We start from the raw sequence: 17203 nt of genomic DNA, 5'->3' as shown, positions 1-17203 counted from the left end.
TAACTCAAAAGGTGGATCTCTGCATTAATGTTTACATTACTTAATTTGAGAAATTGAGTTCGGGATTAGGAGTTAGGAGTTAGGAGTTAATAATTAAAATTTATAAGTAGAAGAGTTTATTGATTCTTAATTTATTCATGTGAAGTTTTATTAAGTAGGGATGACATTTATCTAATCATCGCTTTATAGTTATGAAAAGAATATTTTAAACAGTCTAAAAATAATATGAGCAGTTTAGTTAACCAACCTTTAATAAACAACGATACAAAAAGAGTTTTACCCCCTAGCGATGCCCGTGAGAAAGCGAAACGTTTTGTAATGGATTTACAAGACAAAATTTGTCAGGGATTGGAAGAAATCGACGGCAAAGCCCGTTTCCGTGAAGATAAATGGGAAAGAGAAGAGGGTGGCGGTGGACGCACCAGAGTTATTCGTGATGGTGGTATTTTTGAGCAAGGTGGTGTTAATTTTTCTGAGGTTTGGGGTGACACTTTACCTCCTTCTATTTTAATGCAACGTCCTGAAGGGGCTGGTCATGGATTTTACGCTACAGGTACTTCTATGGTATTGCATCCTAAAAACCCCTATATTCCTACAGTTCACCTCAACTATCGTTATTTTGAAGCAGGTCCTATCTGGTGGTTTGCAGGAGGTGCAGATTTAACTCCTTATTATGCTTTTGAAGAAGATGCTATTCATTTCCATCAAGTTCATAAAGATGCGTGCGATCGTCATCATAAAGAATATTATCCTACTTTCAAGCGTTGGTGTGATGAATATTTCTACTTAAAACATCGCAAAGAAGCCAGAGGAATTGGCGGTATTTTCTTTGACTATCAAGATGATAGCGGTATTCTCTACGCTGGTTCAAATGCCGATGGAGAAGCCAATGCTTACAGTGAAAAAGTAGGCAAAGTGTCTCGTAATTGGGAAGATTTATTTGCTTTTGCTCAAAGTTGTGGAGATGCTTTCTTACCTGCATATTTACCCATTATTGAGCGTCATCGCAATACCGAATACGGGGAAAGAGAGCGCAACTTCCAATTATACCGCCGAGGACGTTATGTGGAGTTTAACTTAGTTTATGATCGTGGTACTATTTTCGGTTTACAAACCAATGGGCGCACCGAGTCGATTTTAATGTCTTTACCTCCTCTCACCCGTTGGGAATACTGCTACACCCCCGAAAAAGGTTCACCCGAAGCCCGATTAACTGATTATTTCTTAACAGGTAGAGATTGGGTTTAGGGTTTGAATCGATTTCAACTGTCATGAGTCAACTTTGAGAAGTAATAATTAATAAGTAAAAGTAATAATTGTATCGAAAAAGTATATTTCAACTAGATAGTTAAAAATTTTAGGAGGCTAATCTTTAGTTTATTGCCTCTATTTTTTTGTGGAATGCTATATTAACAAGAGATTTACTATTAAGAGAAATAATATTATGAATAATAACTTTTTTGACCCTGATCAAAACTCTGGCAATGTTAATGATTTTTCTGCAGATAATGAGGTAGAAAAAATATCTCCACAGAAAAAAAAGGAAATTCAAAAATTGTTTATGATACTCTTAGCTATTGGTTTAGTGATTGGTATTTTTACCGCTTGGGGAGTGGTGACAATAATGAATAATTTTGGTTTAACAGAAAAAACAAATCAGTTTGAAAAATTGCATGGAAATTGATTTAATTATGGTTATTAGAGAAAATTTATATTCAGTAAGTTAGTTGATCACTTAATCTAGGTGAAGGTGCTGATATATAAGAGTTTTCTTTTAATATCAAAATATGAGCTTGGTTATTATATTCTAAAGTTATTAAAACATCAGGTTTTTAGTTTAATTAAGTTTTTAAATTTATATTTTTTGAGATTATTAAAAAATAATTATTATTAATAATTTTGTGATAAATTAATGGCTAGAAAAATATCAGCAATATCGAATGTTTAAACATTTCTAGCTTACGATAAAATAATTAATATAAATTATAACAAATTTTTATATATGTCTATTTCTCCTATTTTACAAGTGAAAAATATTAGTTTGCTTACTCAAATTCATCAGAATCATTTGTTAGATAATATTTCTTTTGATGTTAATGAAGGAGAAAAAATAGCTTTAATTGGTGGTAATGGTGCAGGAAAAACCACTTTATTAAAAGTTTTAAATCATTTATATACTTCTAGTAAAGGAGATTTATATTTTCGGGAAAAATCGGTTCATGATTGGGATGTTTTAGAATTTCGTCGCCAAGTAGTTTTAATTCCTCAAGAGTCGAAGTTATTGGGGATGAATGTAAAATCTGCTTTGAGTTATCCTTTACAACTTCAAGGTTTGTCGGAGAAAGAAATACAAGCAAGACTCATATATTGTTTACAGGAATTTAATTTTATTGAATCATGGTTAGAAAAAGGAGAGAGTGAGCTTTCTTTAGGACAAAAACAATTAGTTGCGATCGCACGTGCTATAATTATGCAACCGTCAGTTTTATTATTAGATGAACCTACTTCAGCCTTAGATAAGGGTAATGCCCATTGGTTAAGGGAAAAATTACAAGTTTGGAATGAAGAAAAAAAGATGACAGTTATTGTTATCAATCATGATTTGGAGTGGGTAAAAAATTTCGCTCAAAGGGTAATTTGGTTGGATAAAGGTAGAATAAAAAAGGACTTAAGTGCTAAATTAGTAGATTGGGAAATGATAGAAAAACATCTACTAACTTTAAATAAAGAGATGAATATTGATGAGGATTTTTAAAAGCACTTTATTGATGTAAGGTAGGACAAACCATAAATATGAGTAACTTAGATTTAGTTAATCCTGAAGAATCAGTTATCCTAATTGTCGATGATTTGAAACAAAATTTAAAATTATTAAATATCATACTTGAATCGGCACATTATCAAACCAGTTTAGCCCTCAGTGGAAAAGATGCGTTAGAAAGATTAAAAGTTTTAAATCCCGACTTAATTTTATTGGATTTAATGATGCCAGATATTAGCGGTTTAGAAGTTTGTCGCCGTATTAAATCTAATCCTGAATATGAACATATACCAGTAATTTTTCTCACGGCTAGTATTGAAGAAAACCATCTCATAGAGGCTTATAGCTTAGGGGCAAATGATTATGTAAATAAGCCTTTTCGTAAGCCAGAATTACTGGCGAGAATAAAAACTCAATTAACTTTAAGAAAACAAAGCAAATTAATTCAAGAATTGTTAGAAAAAATAGAGTGTTTACAAAATTCTCAACATCATAAATAGAATCTAATATCTATTACTTGATACATAAAATCTTTCCAAATCCTACTGTTTTTACACAAAAATGGGATTATTTAACTAAAGCTAATAACTCCTCCTCTGTTATGGTTTTTATCCCTAATTTTTGAGCTTTTTCTAATTTAGAACCTGCTTTTTCTCCCACTACTACAAAGTCAGTTTTTTTACTAATACTGCCAGTAACTTTTCCACCTGATGACTCAATAATTTGCTTTGCTTCTTCTCTTTTTAGGGTGGGTAATGTTCCAGTTAAAACAAAGGTTTTATTCAATAATTGCTGATTAGTTTGTTTGTTTTTTGTATCTATGGCTAAACTAAAATTGAGAGTTTGTAATTCACTAATTAATTGTTGATTTTCTGGTACTTTAAACCATAAAAATACTGCATTTGCTATTTCTTCACCAATACCGTAAACAGATTCTAATTCTTCTTGAGTTGCCTTGGCTAAATTATCAACGTTTTCAAAATTTTCTGCCAAGATTTTTGCATTTACTTGCCCTACATAACGGATTCCTAAACCATATAAAACTCTAGCAAAAGGTTGTTTTTTACTCTCTTGAATAGCTTGTATTAGTTTTTGTGCTAATTTTTCCCCCATTCTATCTAAGTCAACCAATTGAAATGGAGTTAATTTATATAAATCTACGATCGAATTTACTAATCGATATTCCATTAAAGAGATAATAATTTTTTCCCCTAAACCTCTGATGTCCATGGCATCTCTGGAAGCCCAATGAATCAGATTACCTCGAAGAATAGCAGGGCAAGAAGTATTAACACAACGAAGTATCGCTTCGGCTTCAGGTTTGACGAGGGGTGAATTACACTCAGGGCAATGAGTAGGCATTTGGAAGGGTTGAGTATTTTCTGGTCTTAATTCGGTTAAAACCTCTATTACTTCAGGGATAATCTCTCCCGCTTTGCGAATAGTCACGGTATCCCCCACTCTAATATCTAATTCTCGCACTCGATCGCCATTATGTAAAGTAGCTCTTTGAACTGTTGTACCAGCTAACTGTACAGGTTTCATTATTGCCATGGGAGTTACTGCCCCCGTGCGTCCGACGTTAACGATTATTCTTTCTACCACTGTTGGCACTTCTTCGGCAGGATACTTAAGTGCGATCGCCCATCGAGGAAATTTTTGAGTAAAACCTAGTTGATTTTGTAAAGAAAAAGAGTTTATTTTAATGACAACTCCATCCGTCATATATGGTAAATTGTGACGATTTTTTTCCCAATAATCAAGGTATTCTTTTACAGTTTGTAGGTTATTAAAAACTTGATAATTAGGATTAACTAAAAAGCCAATTTCTGTTAAGTATTTTAATACTTGATCTTGAGTATTGAGGTTATTATTTTCAGGTAGAATATGAGCATTATAAGCGAAAAATTGTAATTTTCTGGCACTAACAATATTGGGATCTAATTGTCTCAATGTTCCTGCTGTAGCATTACGAGGATTAGCAAATAAATTTTCTCCTAATTTCTCTCGTTCCTCATTAATTCTGGTAAATTCATCTAAAGGTAAAAAAGCCTCTCCTCTCACCTCTAAAACTTCGGGAGGATTATCTATTTGTAGGCGTAAAGGAATAGAGCGAATAGTTCGTAAATTATTGGTTATATCTTCTCCTGTAACTCCATCTCCTCTTGTCAAACCTTTTACTAAAATACCATTTTCATAGGTTAAAGCTATGGCAGATCCATCTATTTTTAATTCGCAAACGTAGGCAAATTCTGGAACATTATTTAATTGCCTTTGCCAACGATTTTCCCACTCTTTTAGTTCTGCAAAATTAAAAGCATTATCAAGACTATAAAGAGGAATATTATGGGGAATTGAACTGAATTGATTGCTTAACTTATCTCCAACTCTTTGAGTAGGACTATCAGGAGTTATTAAACTAGGATATTGATTTTCTAGGTTCAATAATTCTCTGTATAATTGATCATAAACAGAGTCTTCCATGATGGGATTATCTAATACATAATAAGCATAACTAGCCTTTTGTAATTGCTTTTTTAAATCTGTTATTCTAGTAATAATTTCTGTAGGAATATTGTTCATAAATTAATTAACTTCAGTTCGGTTTAAGAATATCGGATAAGGTTAAGAGTTCGGAGTTCGGAGTTCGGAGTTCGGAGTTCGGAGAGTTCGCTTCGCTCGTACACTCCTTTCAGTCGTGAACGGGGCTTTTAATTCTTAATTCTTAACTATTTACCTTTGCCTCTTGCCTAGTGAATTGTTACCTTTTCTCCTAATGGGGCTTCCATTCAATGGGATTGACTCCATAATAATTACTTAACTGATTATAAAGTAAAGGATGATAAGCCGCTAATAATTTGGATTTGAGAAAAAATGCTTCCGTAACCACGGCGAAAAACTCTGCCATGTTAGTTGCACCGTAGGGATCAATAATAGTTATTTTACCTTTTTGAACGGCTTGATAGTGGTTTTCATATTCTTTTTTTAAGATTTCCCCCCAAATAAGGGTTTCTTGGAGGTTGCTTAGTCGTGGTACTCCTGTCGCTGTACCAAATTCTTGATCTAGTTGATGGGCAAATTCGTGTAGGATAACATTTTCAATCTGATGGGGTGACGATGATTGTTTAATGACTTCCTGCCATGAGAGGGAAATTACTCCATCTTTGCCTGATTTATTGCCTACTGAAGATTGCCCTGACAAGATTGCAGACATCTGCTCTCCTTTTTTTTGGACAATTAAATTAGGGTAAATATATACATATTTTAAGTAGGGAAAATAGTTTCTTTTTTGTCTTTTATCTCCTAATAGTAATAAACAAGCCTGAGATGCGATCGCAAGTTTTGTTTCAATATTTACTGGTTGTTTATCATGGGAAATAAATTCTTTTTCGTGAAGAAATATTTTAATATGACTATGCAATTCTTGCTTTAATTCTTGGGGAACAATCCGATAAAGATAAATATATTTAGATAAAAAATAAATCCATTCTTGTGGAAAAGAGCCTTGTTTAAGAGTTTTTCTGCGGTAGTTAGTTGTTATTTGTGTTTGATAATAATAAGCTAAAAAAGCAAGAATTAGTACAGTTAATAAAATCAATTTTTCCATTATTTACTGCTTCTGAAATGCAGAATTTATTAATTATTTTTTAAAGTAGATAGAGAATCGTTATTAAAAACAGGAATAGTAAAATGAAACTCACTACCTTGATTTTTTCCTTGAGATTCTGCCCATATTTTCCCACCCCAATTATGAACAATTTGGCGACAAATGGCTAATCCTAACCCTGTGCCTCCGGCTGATCTTCTTAATGCACCTTCTTCTTGGTAAAATCGATCGAAGACTTTATCGAGGCGATCGGGTTCTATGCCTCTACCATTATCGGATATAGTAACTTTAAGGGTATTGCTATTTTTTTCCTCCACATTAATTGCAATTTCACCGTTGCCATTGGTAAATTTACAAGCATTATCCAAAAGTTTGCTTAATACTTCCACTAACCATTCTCCATCGGCTTGTACGAGAGGTAAAGTTTGGCTAAGATTAATGCGAATTTTGGGGAGGGAATTTTTGTCTTTGCGAGAGCGAATTTGACATAGAGATAATTCGATACATTCTTCTAAGGATAAGGGTTCAGGATTCCATTCTACCCTACCACTTTCTAGTTGAGAAAGGGTTAAAAAGTCTTGTACTAATTTGCGCATTCTCTCCGCATCATGTAAAGCAGTGGTAAGCATTACCTGTCGTAACTCTTCAGACATATCGGGTTCATTAGCTAAACTTTCCAAGCATACTTGAATAGTGGAAAGGGGGGTACGCAATTCGTGACCTGTAATAGCGACAAGGTTGGATCTCGTTCTGTCTAAGGCTTCTAGCTGTTCGTTTAAGTCTTCTAAATGGGCGTAGGATTCCGCTTGAATTAGGGCTACACCTACCTGAGTTGCGATCGCATCTACTAGGGCAATATCTTCAGGTTTCCAAGTAATAGGATTACTGTCACAATGGTGCAATTCCATCATCCCTAATAGTTTACCCTGATAAAGAATGGGAACAATTAACCAAGAAACAATACAACAGCTTTTAATTAACTTGGATAAGATAGTAGGGTCTTTCTGAATACGAGGATCAATGGTAACATCATCAATACTAATAGACTCTCGCAGAGAGAGAATTTCTTGAAAGAGAGGATTATTTCTTAAAGGCCATGCTTCTCCCTTAACAGAATTGATATTTTCGTTGAGAAACTCATGATTAATATGGGCATTTAAGTCATTTTCCTGACAGCGATATATTAAACAACGACATACCCCAAAACCCTCACCTAATTTATCCACAGCCACTTGCAAAATTTCTTCGGGATCAAGGGATCTGCGTATTGCACCTGTAACAGAATTTAATAACCTCTCTTTTTTTTCCTTGGCACTCAGGAAACGATTTGCTTTAATTAATTTGTACTGCCCTGCCTGTAAATAAGTGACTAACCTTTGCACAAATGGATCAGGATTGATAATATTATTAGTTTCTTCCAAAGCACAAAAATCAGCACAATAGGATGCGATCGCATCTTGAATTTTAGTTTGTAACTCAGGGCGATACTCAGCAATTCGATATAAAAGAAGTTCAGCCGCTTTCACACTAATATCTCGATCATAAGTCCAAATACCCTCAAAACGACGACTATTATCCATCATCATTAAACTATCAGAGGAATTTTCCGAGTTAGAATAGGGTTTTTCCCGACAAATCAGACAATTAGCATAATTAGGGCTGATAACAATTAAATGCCATTCCATTGTCAAACTATCATCAGGGGCAAAAGCAACTTTTTCATAAACATCAGAATCATGTTTAAATTCCGTCTCTGGTGCGGCTAACACATAAACATGGGGCGATTTTTTGCCAATACGTAAATAACGATGGGCTTCTTGACGATAAAACTTCTCTTTCTGAAAACTAGCAATAATTAAAGCCTGTTCATTTCCTGCTAAGACTTGATCCTCCATAGCGTGAGAAAGGGCTGTCAGAGATGACTTAAAGTACATCTGCAAGCGCCGATCAGGAAAGAATTGTAATAACTCTGTAATGATCGAATTTTGGTTACTCATCGAATCAATTAGGGTGATTTATTATGCTTTAATTATTGCCATATTCAGGGTTTTAACTAACCAAGAACGAATATTTAGGCACTAAGTATTTACTCATCATCTATCCTACTATTACTTGGTTATCACTGCTTAACTATTAAGTTTTGTAAAGCGATCACTAAAGATGTTCCTAATGCGAGCTCACCAGCATTCGGAAATGGGCAATTATTAAAGGGCAAGGGGCAAAGTTAAAAGGGCAAAGGTGAATGATTGATGATTAATATATTCACGGTTGGGCATAACTTGAGGTGAGAATAGGCAACAGTTTTTTTGAACTATAAATTATGACTTTGGGTAATATAACTAAAAACTAAGTATTTTGAGCTGAAACTAGGTTAATTAAGCATCATAGTGTAACAATATTAACAGCACAAAAGCCGAAATATTAATTCAATGCCTGAATTTTTAAGCTCTATTCCCGATAGTCCTCTAACTACTTTTACCATTTTACTTCTAGTTATTCTCACTATTCCCCCTATTTTTGAGCGTATCAAATTACCGGGGTTAGTGGGATTACTTTTCGCAGGAGTAGTTTTTGGCAGTGACGGGTTAGGTTTATTGGATTACAAAAGCGAATCCATGAGTCTTTTAGCCGATATTGGGAAAATTTATTTGATGTTTGTGGCGGGTTTAGAAATTGATTTAGAGGATTTCCGCAAGAACAAAAATCGATCGCTCTTTTTCGGGTTTAGCACCTTTTTTGTACCTTTAGTATTTGGTACAGCCTTGGGATTAGCTTTTAACATGGGCTTAAACGCTTCTATTTTAATTGGCTCACTTTTAGCCTCTCATACTCTGTTGGGCTATCCCATTGTTAATCGTTTGGGCGTTGCAGGAAATGAAGCAGTTGTTATCACCATTGGCGCAACTATTTTCACAGATATTGGAGCTTTATTAGTTTTAGCTATTTGTCTTTCTATTTATGGGGGAGATTTTACCCTTGCTAGTTTAATTTTACAGTTATCCAGTTTAGCCATCTATTGTGCCATTGTTTTGTATGGATTCGATCGCGCTGGGAAAGAATATTTCCGTCGCACTGGAGATGAAGAAAGTAATCAATTTCTATTTGTTTTATTAGCCGTGTTTTTGGCTTCAGTCGGAGCGCAGTTAATTAATGTAGATCAAATTGTCGGTGCATTTTTAGCAGGTTTAGCCGTTAATGATGTAGTAGGAAATGGCCCTGTTAAGGAAAAAATTGAATTTGTGGGTAGCACCCTATTTATTCCCTGTTTTTTCGTTTCCATTGGTTTAATTCTGAAAGTATCTGATTTTGCGACTATTTTTAGCCAAGATTTATGGCTTACTTTAGGTATTGTTATTACTCTATTCATGAGTAAATTTATTGCTAGTGTGATTCCTAAAATATTATTCCGTTATAGTTGGGATCAATGTTTGACTATGTGGTCATTATCTCTCCCCCAAGTGGCCGCCACCTTAGCCGCAACCTTAGCTGGTGTTAATGCAGGGGTGTTATCTCCTTCGGTATTTAATGGGGTGATTGTAATGATGTTAATTACTTCCGTTAGTGGACCGATTTTAACCAGCAAATTTGCCCGAAATCTATTTCAATCAGAAGTAGATACAAATTTAAGAGAAAATAATAATAATCGCTCTCTACAGCTATCCAATAACTATCAACATTCTTTTATTAATGAACAATATCGCACAATCATAGTTTCGATCGCAAATCCTCAGACAGAAAAATCCTTAGTGGAAATGGCTTGTATCTTAGCAGGAAATGAAACAGGTTTAGTTATCCCTCTATCAATTGTCAAAGCTCATGTTCACATGGATGAGCCTGAATTGGATTTTTCTTTTCATAACAGTAATCAATTAATTAATAGAGCATTGCGATATAGCGAACAGTTTTCCGTATCTGTCAAGCCTATTATTCGCATAGATGATGACTTAGCCGAGGGAATTAGTCGCACCGCCAAAGAAAATAAAGGTAGTCTGATTGTCATGGGATGGAGTCCCACTAGCACCATTCAAGCTCGTTTATTTGGTAATTTAATTGATAATGTTTTTTGGTCTTCTCATTGCCCCGTTGCCGTTGTCAAAATGTTAGATGAGCCTACCCATCTACGCAAAATTCTCGTACCCGTCAAAAAAATAGATCTAAAAACCCTAAATGCGATCGCACTAGGTTGTATCTTAGCGGAAAGTAACCAAGGTACTATAACCTTGCTTCACGTATATGATCGACACTTAAGTAAAAATAACATCGAAAATTTTAAAAACGCCCTACACTTAGGAGTGCAACAAATAGCCCCAAAAACATCAGTTACAATCAAAACTCTCCGTTATTCAGACCCCGCAGAAGCGATCGTCCGTACCGCCCATAAACATAATTTTGATCTCGTAATTTTAAGGTCAATTCGCCGTCGTACTGCTGGAGGACTAGCTGTAAGTGATGTTACTACCGAAATTATTAAAAGTCTTACTCGTTCAGTAATTATATTTGGCGAACCTCACTAATTACAACCTGATTTTCACTTGAATTCAGGATAAACCTTTATCTCTTAGTGATAGCAAAAAGAGCAATAGGCAAAAGTTTTTAATTAATTTCTCCCTAATACCCCAATACCCTAACACCTGCAACCTACCCCTATTCGATATTCTTACATCGAACTGAAGTTAATTATTACTCATCAATTCCTAAATCATGTAGAATATGAGAGTAGATTTAGTCAGACTATTTAATAAAATAGTGTTTGACTTAAGAATAATTGCACTCTTTACTCCCATGGAACGTCGGTGATTACCTTAACTCTATTACACCCCCTCAAATCAGTTGCAGTTCAAAAATGGAACTTTGATCCCAACTCGGTGATTAGAATTGGACGAGCTAATGACAATGATGTAGTGCTTTATAGTGCTGTTGTATCGCGGCATCATTTAGAAATTCGTCCGAGGGGGAAAGATTGGGCATTAATCAATTTAGGTTCTAACGGTACATTTATCAACGGAAAAAAGATTAATAAAGTATTAGTTAAACATGGAATGGTGATTCGTTTAGCTAGTTCAGGTCCTAAAATTAAAATTACTCTTGATGACTCGGTAGATTCTCCTACGTCTAGGGATAATCAACAACCAAAACGACGGGCAATTAGTAGTAAAGATATATCGAAGGAAACAGTGATGAACTAAAAAAATAAGACTATTCAAGCTAGGCTATATTAAAGTCAATGTCTTAAATTAACAATATTACTGATTAGTTAGTCATCATGGAGAATAATAATTTAATCAATTTTGTGCAACAAGGTTTTCGCACCGTAGTCGGTGCTACGGCTTCAGCAATCGAAACTTTGCAAGACAATAATAAACGCAATCAAATTGTTTCGGAATTAACGACAGAATTACAAAAAAAATCTCAAGAATGGCAAGAGAAAGGCGCACTAACAGAAGAAGAAGCCAAAAAAATTATTGAGCAATTCTTTCAAAATAAGAGCGAAAACACCAATAGTAATGAAACTTATGATGAAACAGTAGAAACAAAAGCGGTAAATAATCCCTATCAAAATATTCAACAACTGACTCAAGAAGTCGTTGCCTTAAGAGAGGAATTGGAAAAAATTAAGTCCTCTTAATTCTCTTAACTGTATTAGTTTTAGGGCAAGGGGCTTAAGCCCCTTATTTATTTTGTGGTGTTGGAGCATTTAGCCATGATTTTTAGTTTAGATCGGGAATGGGGAATAGGCAACGGGTAATGGTAATAATCTTTTGAGTGTTAGATACTTGAAGCAAGTCAATAATATCTTGTATGGCAATTAAGCAACACCATTTTGTTAAGTTCTAATAATCAATTGAAATTCTTGCTTTGTGCCTATTGTTTACCCTGCTAAAGCACTTTTGCGGTAAAGGCTACTTAATCATTGTCCCATTTTTCCTCTGTCAGTAAATCACAGATGCGATCGCGCAGTAAGAAATCTTTTTCTTCCAATTGCCTTTCAATATTTAACCATTCTCTAGGAGGCACATAGTTAGCCAATACGTATAAAGGTTGATGACGACTAATACAACCCTTTTCTAATAAAGCCCTAATTTCGTCACGGATAAAATTAAGATCATGATTGTAGCTAGGAATGATAGTTTGAGTAGTCATAATATAAGATATGATTGCAGTGTTAAGTTTACAGTCTTGCGAAATATAGATACTAAAAAAACAAATCTGTCAGTTAAATTCTATACTTTATTTTTAAAAAGTCGCAACTAATCCTTGAGAAACGCACTCTAAAAGTAAACTACGACACTGAAGACACTGTAAATCGTTTAATAAGCGTTTAAAATCATTACTATTCAGACTATAAATAGCACCAATATAGAGATCATCGAGACTAATATCTGATTTTAATTCACAATAAAAACCCCATAACTTTTGATTACTAAAAGAACTGTTAATCATAAATCCTTGATGATTAATTGGAGTAATTATCTTAATCTTATCTTGAGTTAGATTTAATTCTCTTTGCAAAATTTGATAGGTAGTATTTTCTAAACTATTATTCTTTTTTAATCTCCCTCCTGCAAAATCAAGGGTTACTTTCTTAATGCCCGGACGAAATGTTAATTTAGGAAAGATTAAAGAATTTTTATATCTAGTGATAACTATTAAAGAATCTTCTTTTTCTACTCTCCAATAATCTAAAATATTATCTTGATTATCCTTAATTTTTTCACCTATTAAAGTTATCCAAGGAGATTTAATTTCGACAATAGTATCGATTAATTGCCAATTTATATTTTCCATATTTTACGGAGAAAAGTGAATCTTTTAAGCTCATAATATATCACCTTAGTTAGAGACGAAAACATTGAATTTGCTAAAGTATCAAGTTAGCTAGTTCACTAAAAAAGTTTACGCTCTTTAGTTAGTAAGGGGAAACCCATCCGTTAATGTTGCCTTAAAAGGGGAAATTTTTTCTGAAGGGGATAAACCATGAGGGGAAATATCAAAAATCATAAATATGAGTTATTATCAAATGACTAGGAGTAAGTTAAATTAAATTAACAAATTAAAGTCAAGTATATTTGTTAGATATATATTAAATTATTATGATAGATGCACAAAGTAGCTTAAGGAACGAGTTTTTAAACACTCAAGTTATTACTAGAAATACAGGAAAAAGATTAGGGGTTGTTAAGGAGGTGTTAGTAGATGTCGATCGCAGAGAAGTAGTTGCACTAGGATTAAGAGATAATCGTTTAGCCATGTCTGGTATTCCTAAATATATGTATCTCGATCGCATTTCCCAAATGGGAGACGTGGTTTTAGTAGAAGATGAGGATGTTATTGAAGATGTTGATATAGACCTTTATAGTGCTTTAATTAATTCTGAAGTTGTTACCGAAACAGGTGAACCATTAGGTAAAGTAAGAGATTTTCAATTTAATCAAGAAAATGGTCAATTAAACTCTTTAATTATAGCTGCGATCGGTCTTCCCCAAATACCTGAACAGTTAATTAGTACCTATGAAATATCTGTAGATGAAATTGTTAGTAGTGGGCCTAATCGCATTATCGTTTTTGAGGGTGCAGAGGAACGAGTCACACAAATAACAGTAGGAGTATTAGAAAGACTTGGAATTGGTCGTCCCCCTTGGGAAAAAGATGAAGATGAAATGTATTACGCTCCAACAACTCCACCAGAAAATCAGTTACCAACAGGAGTACCAATCCGCCCCGTTGCCCAACCTAAACCTCAACGTACGGCTGTAGTGGAAGAAAATTGGACGGAAGATGAATGGGAACAAGCGGAAGTTATTACTCCTCCTCCTGCCCGTCGTCAAGAAGCAATGGCCTATCAGGAAGAAATAGAAGAAGATAATTGGGGAGAAAGTGGCGTTGAAAGAGAACCTGCACCTCGTTATCAACTAAATAATTATGATAAATCAGAAACACGCTCTAAATATGATGAATCCTTAGAAGATGATATGTGGGATGATGATGTTGAGGATGATTATCGTCCCCAAAAAGTGAATATTCCCCAAAAACAGAAAATGCCAGAATACGAGGAATACTAATTAAACCTCTGTTCAGCCTAATAATATGGAATAAAGGTAAGTTTCTGGTTGTAGGTGTTCGGGGTTCGGAGAGTTTGCCACGCTCATGTACTCCCTTCGGTCGTGAACGGAGTTATTAATTCTTAATTATTAAACCATTGCCTATTCCCTATTCCCTATTCCCTATTCCCTATTTACCTTTGCCTTTTGCCCTTTGCTTTTTATTCCTTTAGCTACCTGACAAAATACTTTTTCAATAAGCCCTAATTATTTACTAATTACTGATTCCTCATGACTCATTTTTCCTATAAACTAGATCAGATAAATATATAAGAAAAATCTTTAGTATAGGAGAGCAAACATTGGAAACTCAAAAAGAAAAAATTTTAGTAGTGGACGATGAAGCCAGTATTCGCCGTATTTTAGAAACTCGTCTCTCGATGATTGGTTATGACGTTGTCACCGCCGCCGATGGAGAAGATGCGATCGCAACTTTTCATGAGACTCAGCCTGATTTAGTGGTTTTAGACGTGATGATGCCTAAATTAGACGGTTATGGAGTTTGTCAAGAACTAAGAAAAGAATCTGACATACCCATTATCATGTTAACCGCTTTAGGTGATGTAGCAGACCGTATTACAGGGTTAGAACTAGGAGCAGATGATTATGTGGTTAAACCTTTCTCTCCCAAAGAATTAGAAGCAAGAATCCGCTCTGTGTTAAGAAGAGTTGACAAAACAGGAGTTGCAGGAATACCTAGTTCGGGGGTTATCTCCATTAATTCCATCAGAATTGACACCAACAAAAGACAAGTTTACAAAGGAGATCAAAGAATCCGCTTAACAGGAATGGAGTTTAGCTTGTTAGAACTCCTCGTAAGTAAATCAGGAGATCCCTTTTCTCGTTCAGAAATATTACAAGAAGTTTGGGGATATACACCTGAGCGTCATGTCGATACTAGAGTTGTGGACGTTCACGTATCTCGTTTAAGAGCAAAGTTAGAAGATGACCCCAGCAATCCTGAACTGATTTTAACCGCTAGAGGTACAGGATATTTGTTTCAAAGAATATTAGAACCGGGGGAAAAGAAAAAGTAGGAAATTAATGAGTAATTAGGAATTAGTAATTAAGTATTACTATAATTCTTAATTAGACTTCTTGCTTTCTAAGGCAAGAGCTGAATGGCAAAAGGCAAGAGTTAAGAAAATTGACTATTTCCCCTATAGAAAAGAAATTAATTTTAATTTTAGTTTTATAAGAAGTCTGTTCTTAATCCTTAACTAGATGGATGAAATAGTTGTGTTAACCTTAGCCTAACCTCTAATTCACAAAAAGTAATTATCCTGAAAATATTTACGGGATTAAATTACACAAAAGAAAAAATGAAACACCATACAAAGATTGTCGCCACCATAGGACCTGCAAGTACTTCTCCTGAAATTATTAGGCAAATGATAATAGCAGGAATGAGTGTGGCTAGACTAAATTTTTCTCATGGTAGTTATGAAGATCATGCTCAAATTGTATCTTTACTAAGAAGGGTATCAGAAGAATTAGATACTCCTATTACTTTATTACAAGATTTACAAGGGCCAAAAATTAGGGTTGGCCAATTACCTTCAGGGCAGTTGGAGATAAAGCAAGGAGATAGATTAACTCTTATTCCTGAAAATTGGTCGCAAACAGGAGAAAATATTATTACCATTGACTATCCTCATTTAGCCGAAGAAGCGGAAATTGGTACACAAATCCTTCTCGATGATGGTTTGTTGGAATTTCAAATTGTTGCCATAGAGAAACCGATGGTTATTTGTGAAGTAATAGAAGGAGGTATTCTTAAAAGTCGTAAGGGAGTGAATTTACCAAGTCTTAATCTGCGTTTACCTTCTATGACAGAAAAGGATAAAAAAGACCTAGAATTTGGCTTGTCTCAGGGAGTTGACTGGGTTTCCCTCAGTTTTGTTCGTAGGGCACAAGATATTATCACTTTAAAACAATTTTTAGCTCAAAATAATGCACAAGATACTCCTGTAATTGCCAAAATTGAAAAACCCCAAGCGGTTGATAACCTTGAAGAAATTATCAATGAATGTGATGGCATTATGGTGGCGAGAGGAGATTTAGGGGTGGAAATGAGTCCTGAGAAAGTTCCTTTACTGCAAAAACAAATTATTTCTTTATGTAATCGGCAAGTTAAGCCAGTAATTACCGCTACACAAATGTTAGATAGCATGATACGCAGTCCTCGTCCCACCCGTGCAGAAGCTAGTGATGTGGCTAATGCGATTATTGATGGTACGGATGCAATTATGTTATCAGGAGAGTCGGCAGTGGGTTCATATCCAGTTAAAGCGGTGGAAATGATGGCGAAAATAGCTTTAAGTGTTGAACCTAATTTGAATTTTACTAACCATCCCCCTTCTTTGAATGATGAAACCCATGCTTTGAGCGAGGCTTTAAATGCCATTGACAAAACTATGTCTCTCAAATTCATTGTTGCTTATACGAAAAGTGGTTATAGTGCCATAATTGCGGCGGGAGAGCGTTCTAAAACTCCTGTGTTAGCTTTAACGGTAGAAGATAAAGTCTATCATCGTCTTAATCTTGTTTGGGGTGTGAAACCGATTTTAATTGATCAAGAGCCTCTCAATTTTGAAGATTTACTTAATCAGGTAGAAACAGTTATTCATAAACGCAATTTAGCGAAAAAAGGCGACCGCATCTTAATTATGGCGGGTATTCCTACGGGAATTAGTAAAGGTACTAATTTTTTGAAAATACACGTTATAAGCTAAA

General features: G+C 34.7%; 15 protein-coding genes. 10 read left to right on the top strand and 5 right to left on the bottom strand.

From position 1 onward, the window contains the following. The first annotated feature begins 225 nt into the window (after positions 1-225). The 4 genes from hemF to Dongsha4_RS06915 all read left to right on the top strand — a co-directional run bounded on the left by hemF (position 226) and on the right by Dongsha4_RS06915 (position 3261). Positions 226-1248: an oxygen-dependent coproporphyrinogen oxidase gene (hemF, locus tag Dongsha4_RS06930; protein ID WP_330204964.1), complete on the top strand. Its 1023-nt coding sequence runs from the start codon at positions 226-228 to the stop codon at positions 1246-1248. Positions 1249-1444: 196 nt separating this feature from the next. Beyond that, positions 1445-1684, top strand: coding sequence for a hypothetical protein (locus Dongsha4_RS06925; protein WP_330204963.1), 240 nt, complete (start codon positions 1445-1447; stop codon positions 1682-1684). Positions 1685-2002: 318 nt separating this feature from the next. After that, positions 2003-2755, top strand: coding sequence for an ABC transporter ATP-binding protein (locus Dongsha4_RS06920; protein WP_330204962.1), 753 nt, complete (start codon positions 2003-2005; stop codon positions 2753-2755). A 38-nt stretch (positions 2756-2793) separates the two neighbouring features. After that, positions 2794-3261: a response regulator gene (locus Dongsha4_RS06915; RefSeq protein ID WP_330204961.1), complete on the top strand. Its 468-nt coding sequence runs from the start codon at positions 2794-2796 to the stop codon at positions 3259-3261. Between the two features lie 67 nt (positions 3262-3328). Here the strand turns inward: Dongsha4_RS06915 and ligA are convergent, their stop codons facing one another. The 3 genes from ligA to Dongsha4_RS06900 form a co-directional block, all read right to left on the bottom strand. Continuing rightward, positions 3329-5344 (bottom strand): NAD-dependent DNA ligase LigA, encoded by a 2016-nt coding sequence (ligA, locus tag Dongsha4_RS06910; protein ID WP_330204960.1) that lies wholly within the window; start codon positions 5342-5344, stop codon positions 3329-3331. 190 nt (positions 5345-5534) lie between these two features. After that, positions 5535-6368 (bottom strand): M90 family metallopeptidase, encoded by an 834-nt coding sequence (locus tag Dongsha4_RS06905; protein ID WP_330204959.1) that lies wholly within the window; start codon positions 6366-6368, stop codon positions 5535-5537. Positions 6369-6397: 29 nt separating this feature from the next. Further along, positions 6398-8365, bottom strand: coding sequence for a DICT sensory domain-containing protein (locus tag Dongsha4_RS06900; RefSeq protein ID WP_330204958.1), 1968 nt, complete (start codon positions 8363-8365; stop codon positions 6398-6400). A 432-nt stretch (positions 8366-8797) separates the two neighbouring features. Here Dongsha4_RS06900 and Dongsha4_RS06895 point away from each other — a divergent pair, with 432 nt between their 5' ends. The 3 genes from Dongsha4_RS06895 (at position 8798) to Dongsha4_RS06885 (ending at position 11994) form a co-directional block, all read left to right on the top strand. Continuing rightward, on the top strand, positions 8798-10882 hold the full coding sequence (locus Dongsha4_RS06895) for a cation:proton antiporter (protein ID WP_330204957.1): 2085 nt from the start codon (positions 8798-8800) through the stop codon (positions 10880-10882). Between the two features lie 279 nt (positions 10883-11161). Continuing rightward, complete coding sequence (locus Dongsha4_RS06890) at positions 11162-11554, top strand: FHA domain-containing protein (protein WP_330204956.1); 393 nt, start codon at positions 11162-11164, stop codon at positions 11552-11554. A 77-nt stretch (positions 11555-11631) separates the two neighbouring features. Next, positions 11632-11994 carry a hypothetical protein gene (locus tag Dongsha4_RS06885; RefSeq protein WP_330204955.1) on the top strand — a complete coding sequence of 121 codons (363 nt, stop codon included), beginning with the start codon at positions 11632-11634 and terminating at the stop codon, positions 11992-11994. Positions 11995-12272: 278 nt separating this feature from the next. On the opposite strand, the gene Dongsha4_RS06880 is transcribed toward Dongsha4_RS06885, so the two are convergent. After that, positions 12273-12509 carry a DUF4327 family protein gene (locus Dongsha4_RS06880; protein ID WP_330204954.1) on the bottom strand — a complete coding sequence of 79 codons (237 nt, stop codon included), beginning with the start codon at positions 12507-12509 and terminating at the stop codon, positions 12273-12275. 93 nt (positions 12510-12602) lie between these two features. Further along, the gene (locus tag Dongsha4_RS06875) at positions 12603-13154 is read right to left on the bottom strand and encodes a hypothetical protein (RefSeq protein WP_330204953.1); all 552 of its coding nucleotides are present in this window, start codon (positions 13152-13154) and stop codon (positions 12603-12605) included. Positions 13155-13459: 305 nt separating this feature from the next. Between Dongsha4_RS06875 and Dongsha4_RS06870 the strand changes: the two genes are divergently transcribed. The 3 genes from Dongsha4_RS06870 to pyk all read left to right on the top strand — a co-directional run bounded on the left by Dongsha4_RS06870 (position 13460) and on the right by pyk (position 17202). Beyond that, positions 13460-14428: a PRC-barrel domain-containing protein gene (locus tag Dongsha4_RS06870; protein WP_330204952.1), complete on the top strand. Its 969-nt coding sequence runs from the start codon at positions 13460-13462 to the stop codon at positions 14426-14428. Positions 14429-14769: 341 nt separating this feature from the next. Continuing rightward, entirely contained in the window at positions 14770-15504 is a 735-nt protein-coding gene (gene rpaB, locus Dongsha4_RS06865) for a response regulator transcription factor RpaB (protein WP_330204951.1), read from the top strand. Between the two features lie 285 nt (positions 15505-15789). After that, complete coding sequence (gene pyk / locus Dongsha4_RS06860; protein WP_330204950.1) at positions 15790-17202, top strand: pyruvate kinase; 1413 nt, start codon at positions 15790-15792, stop codon at positions 17200-17202. Position 17203: the final 1 nt, after the last annotated feature.

The sequence above is a fragment of the Cyanobacterium sp. Dongsha4 genome (genome assembly GCF_036345015.1).
Classification (GTDB): Bacteria; Cyanobacteriota; Cyanobacteriia; order Cyanobacteriales; family Cyanobacteriaceae; genus PCC-10605.
The sequence above is the reverse complement of the archived record's forward strand: the minus strand, read 5'-3'. Positions and strand labels throughout refer to the sequence as shown.

Excerpts from the sequence above, each read along its gene's own strand:
- hemF (WP_330204964.1), top strand. The coding sequence starts at position 226 with ATGAGCAGTTTAGTTAACCAACCTTTAATAAACAACGATACAAAAAGA.
- Dongsha4_RS06925 (WP_330204963.1), top strand. The coding sequence starts at position 1,445 with ATGAATAATAACTTTTTTGACCCTGATCAAAACTCTGGCAATGTTAAT.
- Dongsha4_RS06920 (WP_330204962.1), top strand. The coding sequence starts at position 2,003 with ATGTCTATTTCTCCTATTTTACAAGTGAAAAATATTAGTTTGCTTACT.
- Dongsha4_RS06915 (WP_330204961.1), top strand. The coding sequence starts at position 2,794 with ATGAGTAACTTAGATTTAGTTAATCCTGAAGAATCAGTTATCCTAATT.
- ligA (WP_330204960.1), bottom strand. The coding sequence starts at position 5,344 with ATGAACAATATTCCTACAGAAATTATTACTAGAATAACAGATTTAAAA.
- Dongsha4_RS06905 (WP_330204959.1), bottom strand. The coding sequence starts at position 6,368 with ATGGAAAAATTGATTTTATTAACTGTACTAATTCTTGCTTTTTTAGCT.
- Dongsha4_RS06900 (WP_330204958.1), bottom strand. The coding sequence starts at position 8,365 with ATGAGTAACCAAAATTCGATCATTACAGAGTTATTACAATTCTTTCCT.
- Dongsha4_RS06895 (WP_330204957.1), top strand. The coding sequence starts at position 8,798 with ATGCCTGAATTTTTAAGCTCTATTCCCGATAGTCCTCTAACTACTTTT.
- Dongsha4_RS06885 (WP_330204955.1), top strand. The coding sequence starts at position 11,632 with ATGGAGAATAATAATTTAATCAATTTTGTGCAACAAGGTTTTCGCACC.
- Dongsha4_RS06880 (WP_330204954.1), bottom strand. The coding sequence starts at position 12,509 with ATGACTACTCAAACTATCATTCCTAGCTACAATCATGATCTTAATTTT.
- Dongsha4_RS06875 (WP_330204953.1), bottom strand. The coding sequence starts at position 13,154 with ATGGAAAATATAAATTGGCAATTAATCGATACTATTGTCGAAATTAAA.
- Dongsha4_RS06870 (WP_330204952.1), top strand. The coding sequence starts at position 13,460 with ATGATAGATGCACAAAGTAGCTTAAGGAACGAGTTTTTAAACACTCAA.
- pyk (WP_330204950.1), top strand. The coding sequence starts at position 15,790 with ATGAAACACCATACAAAGATTGTCGCCACCATAGGACCTGCAAGTACT.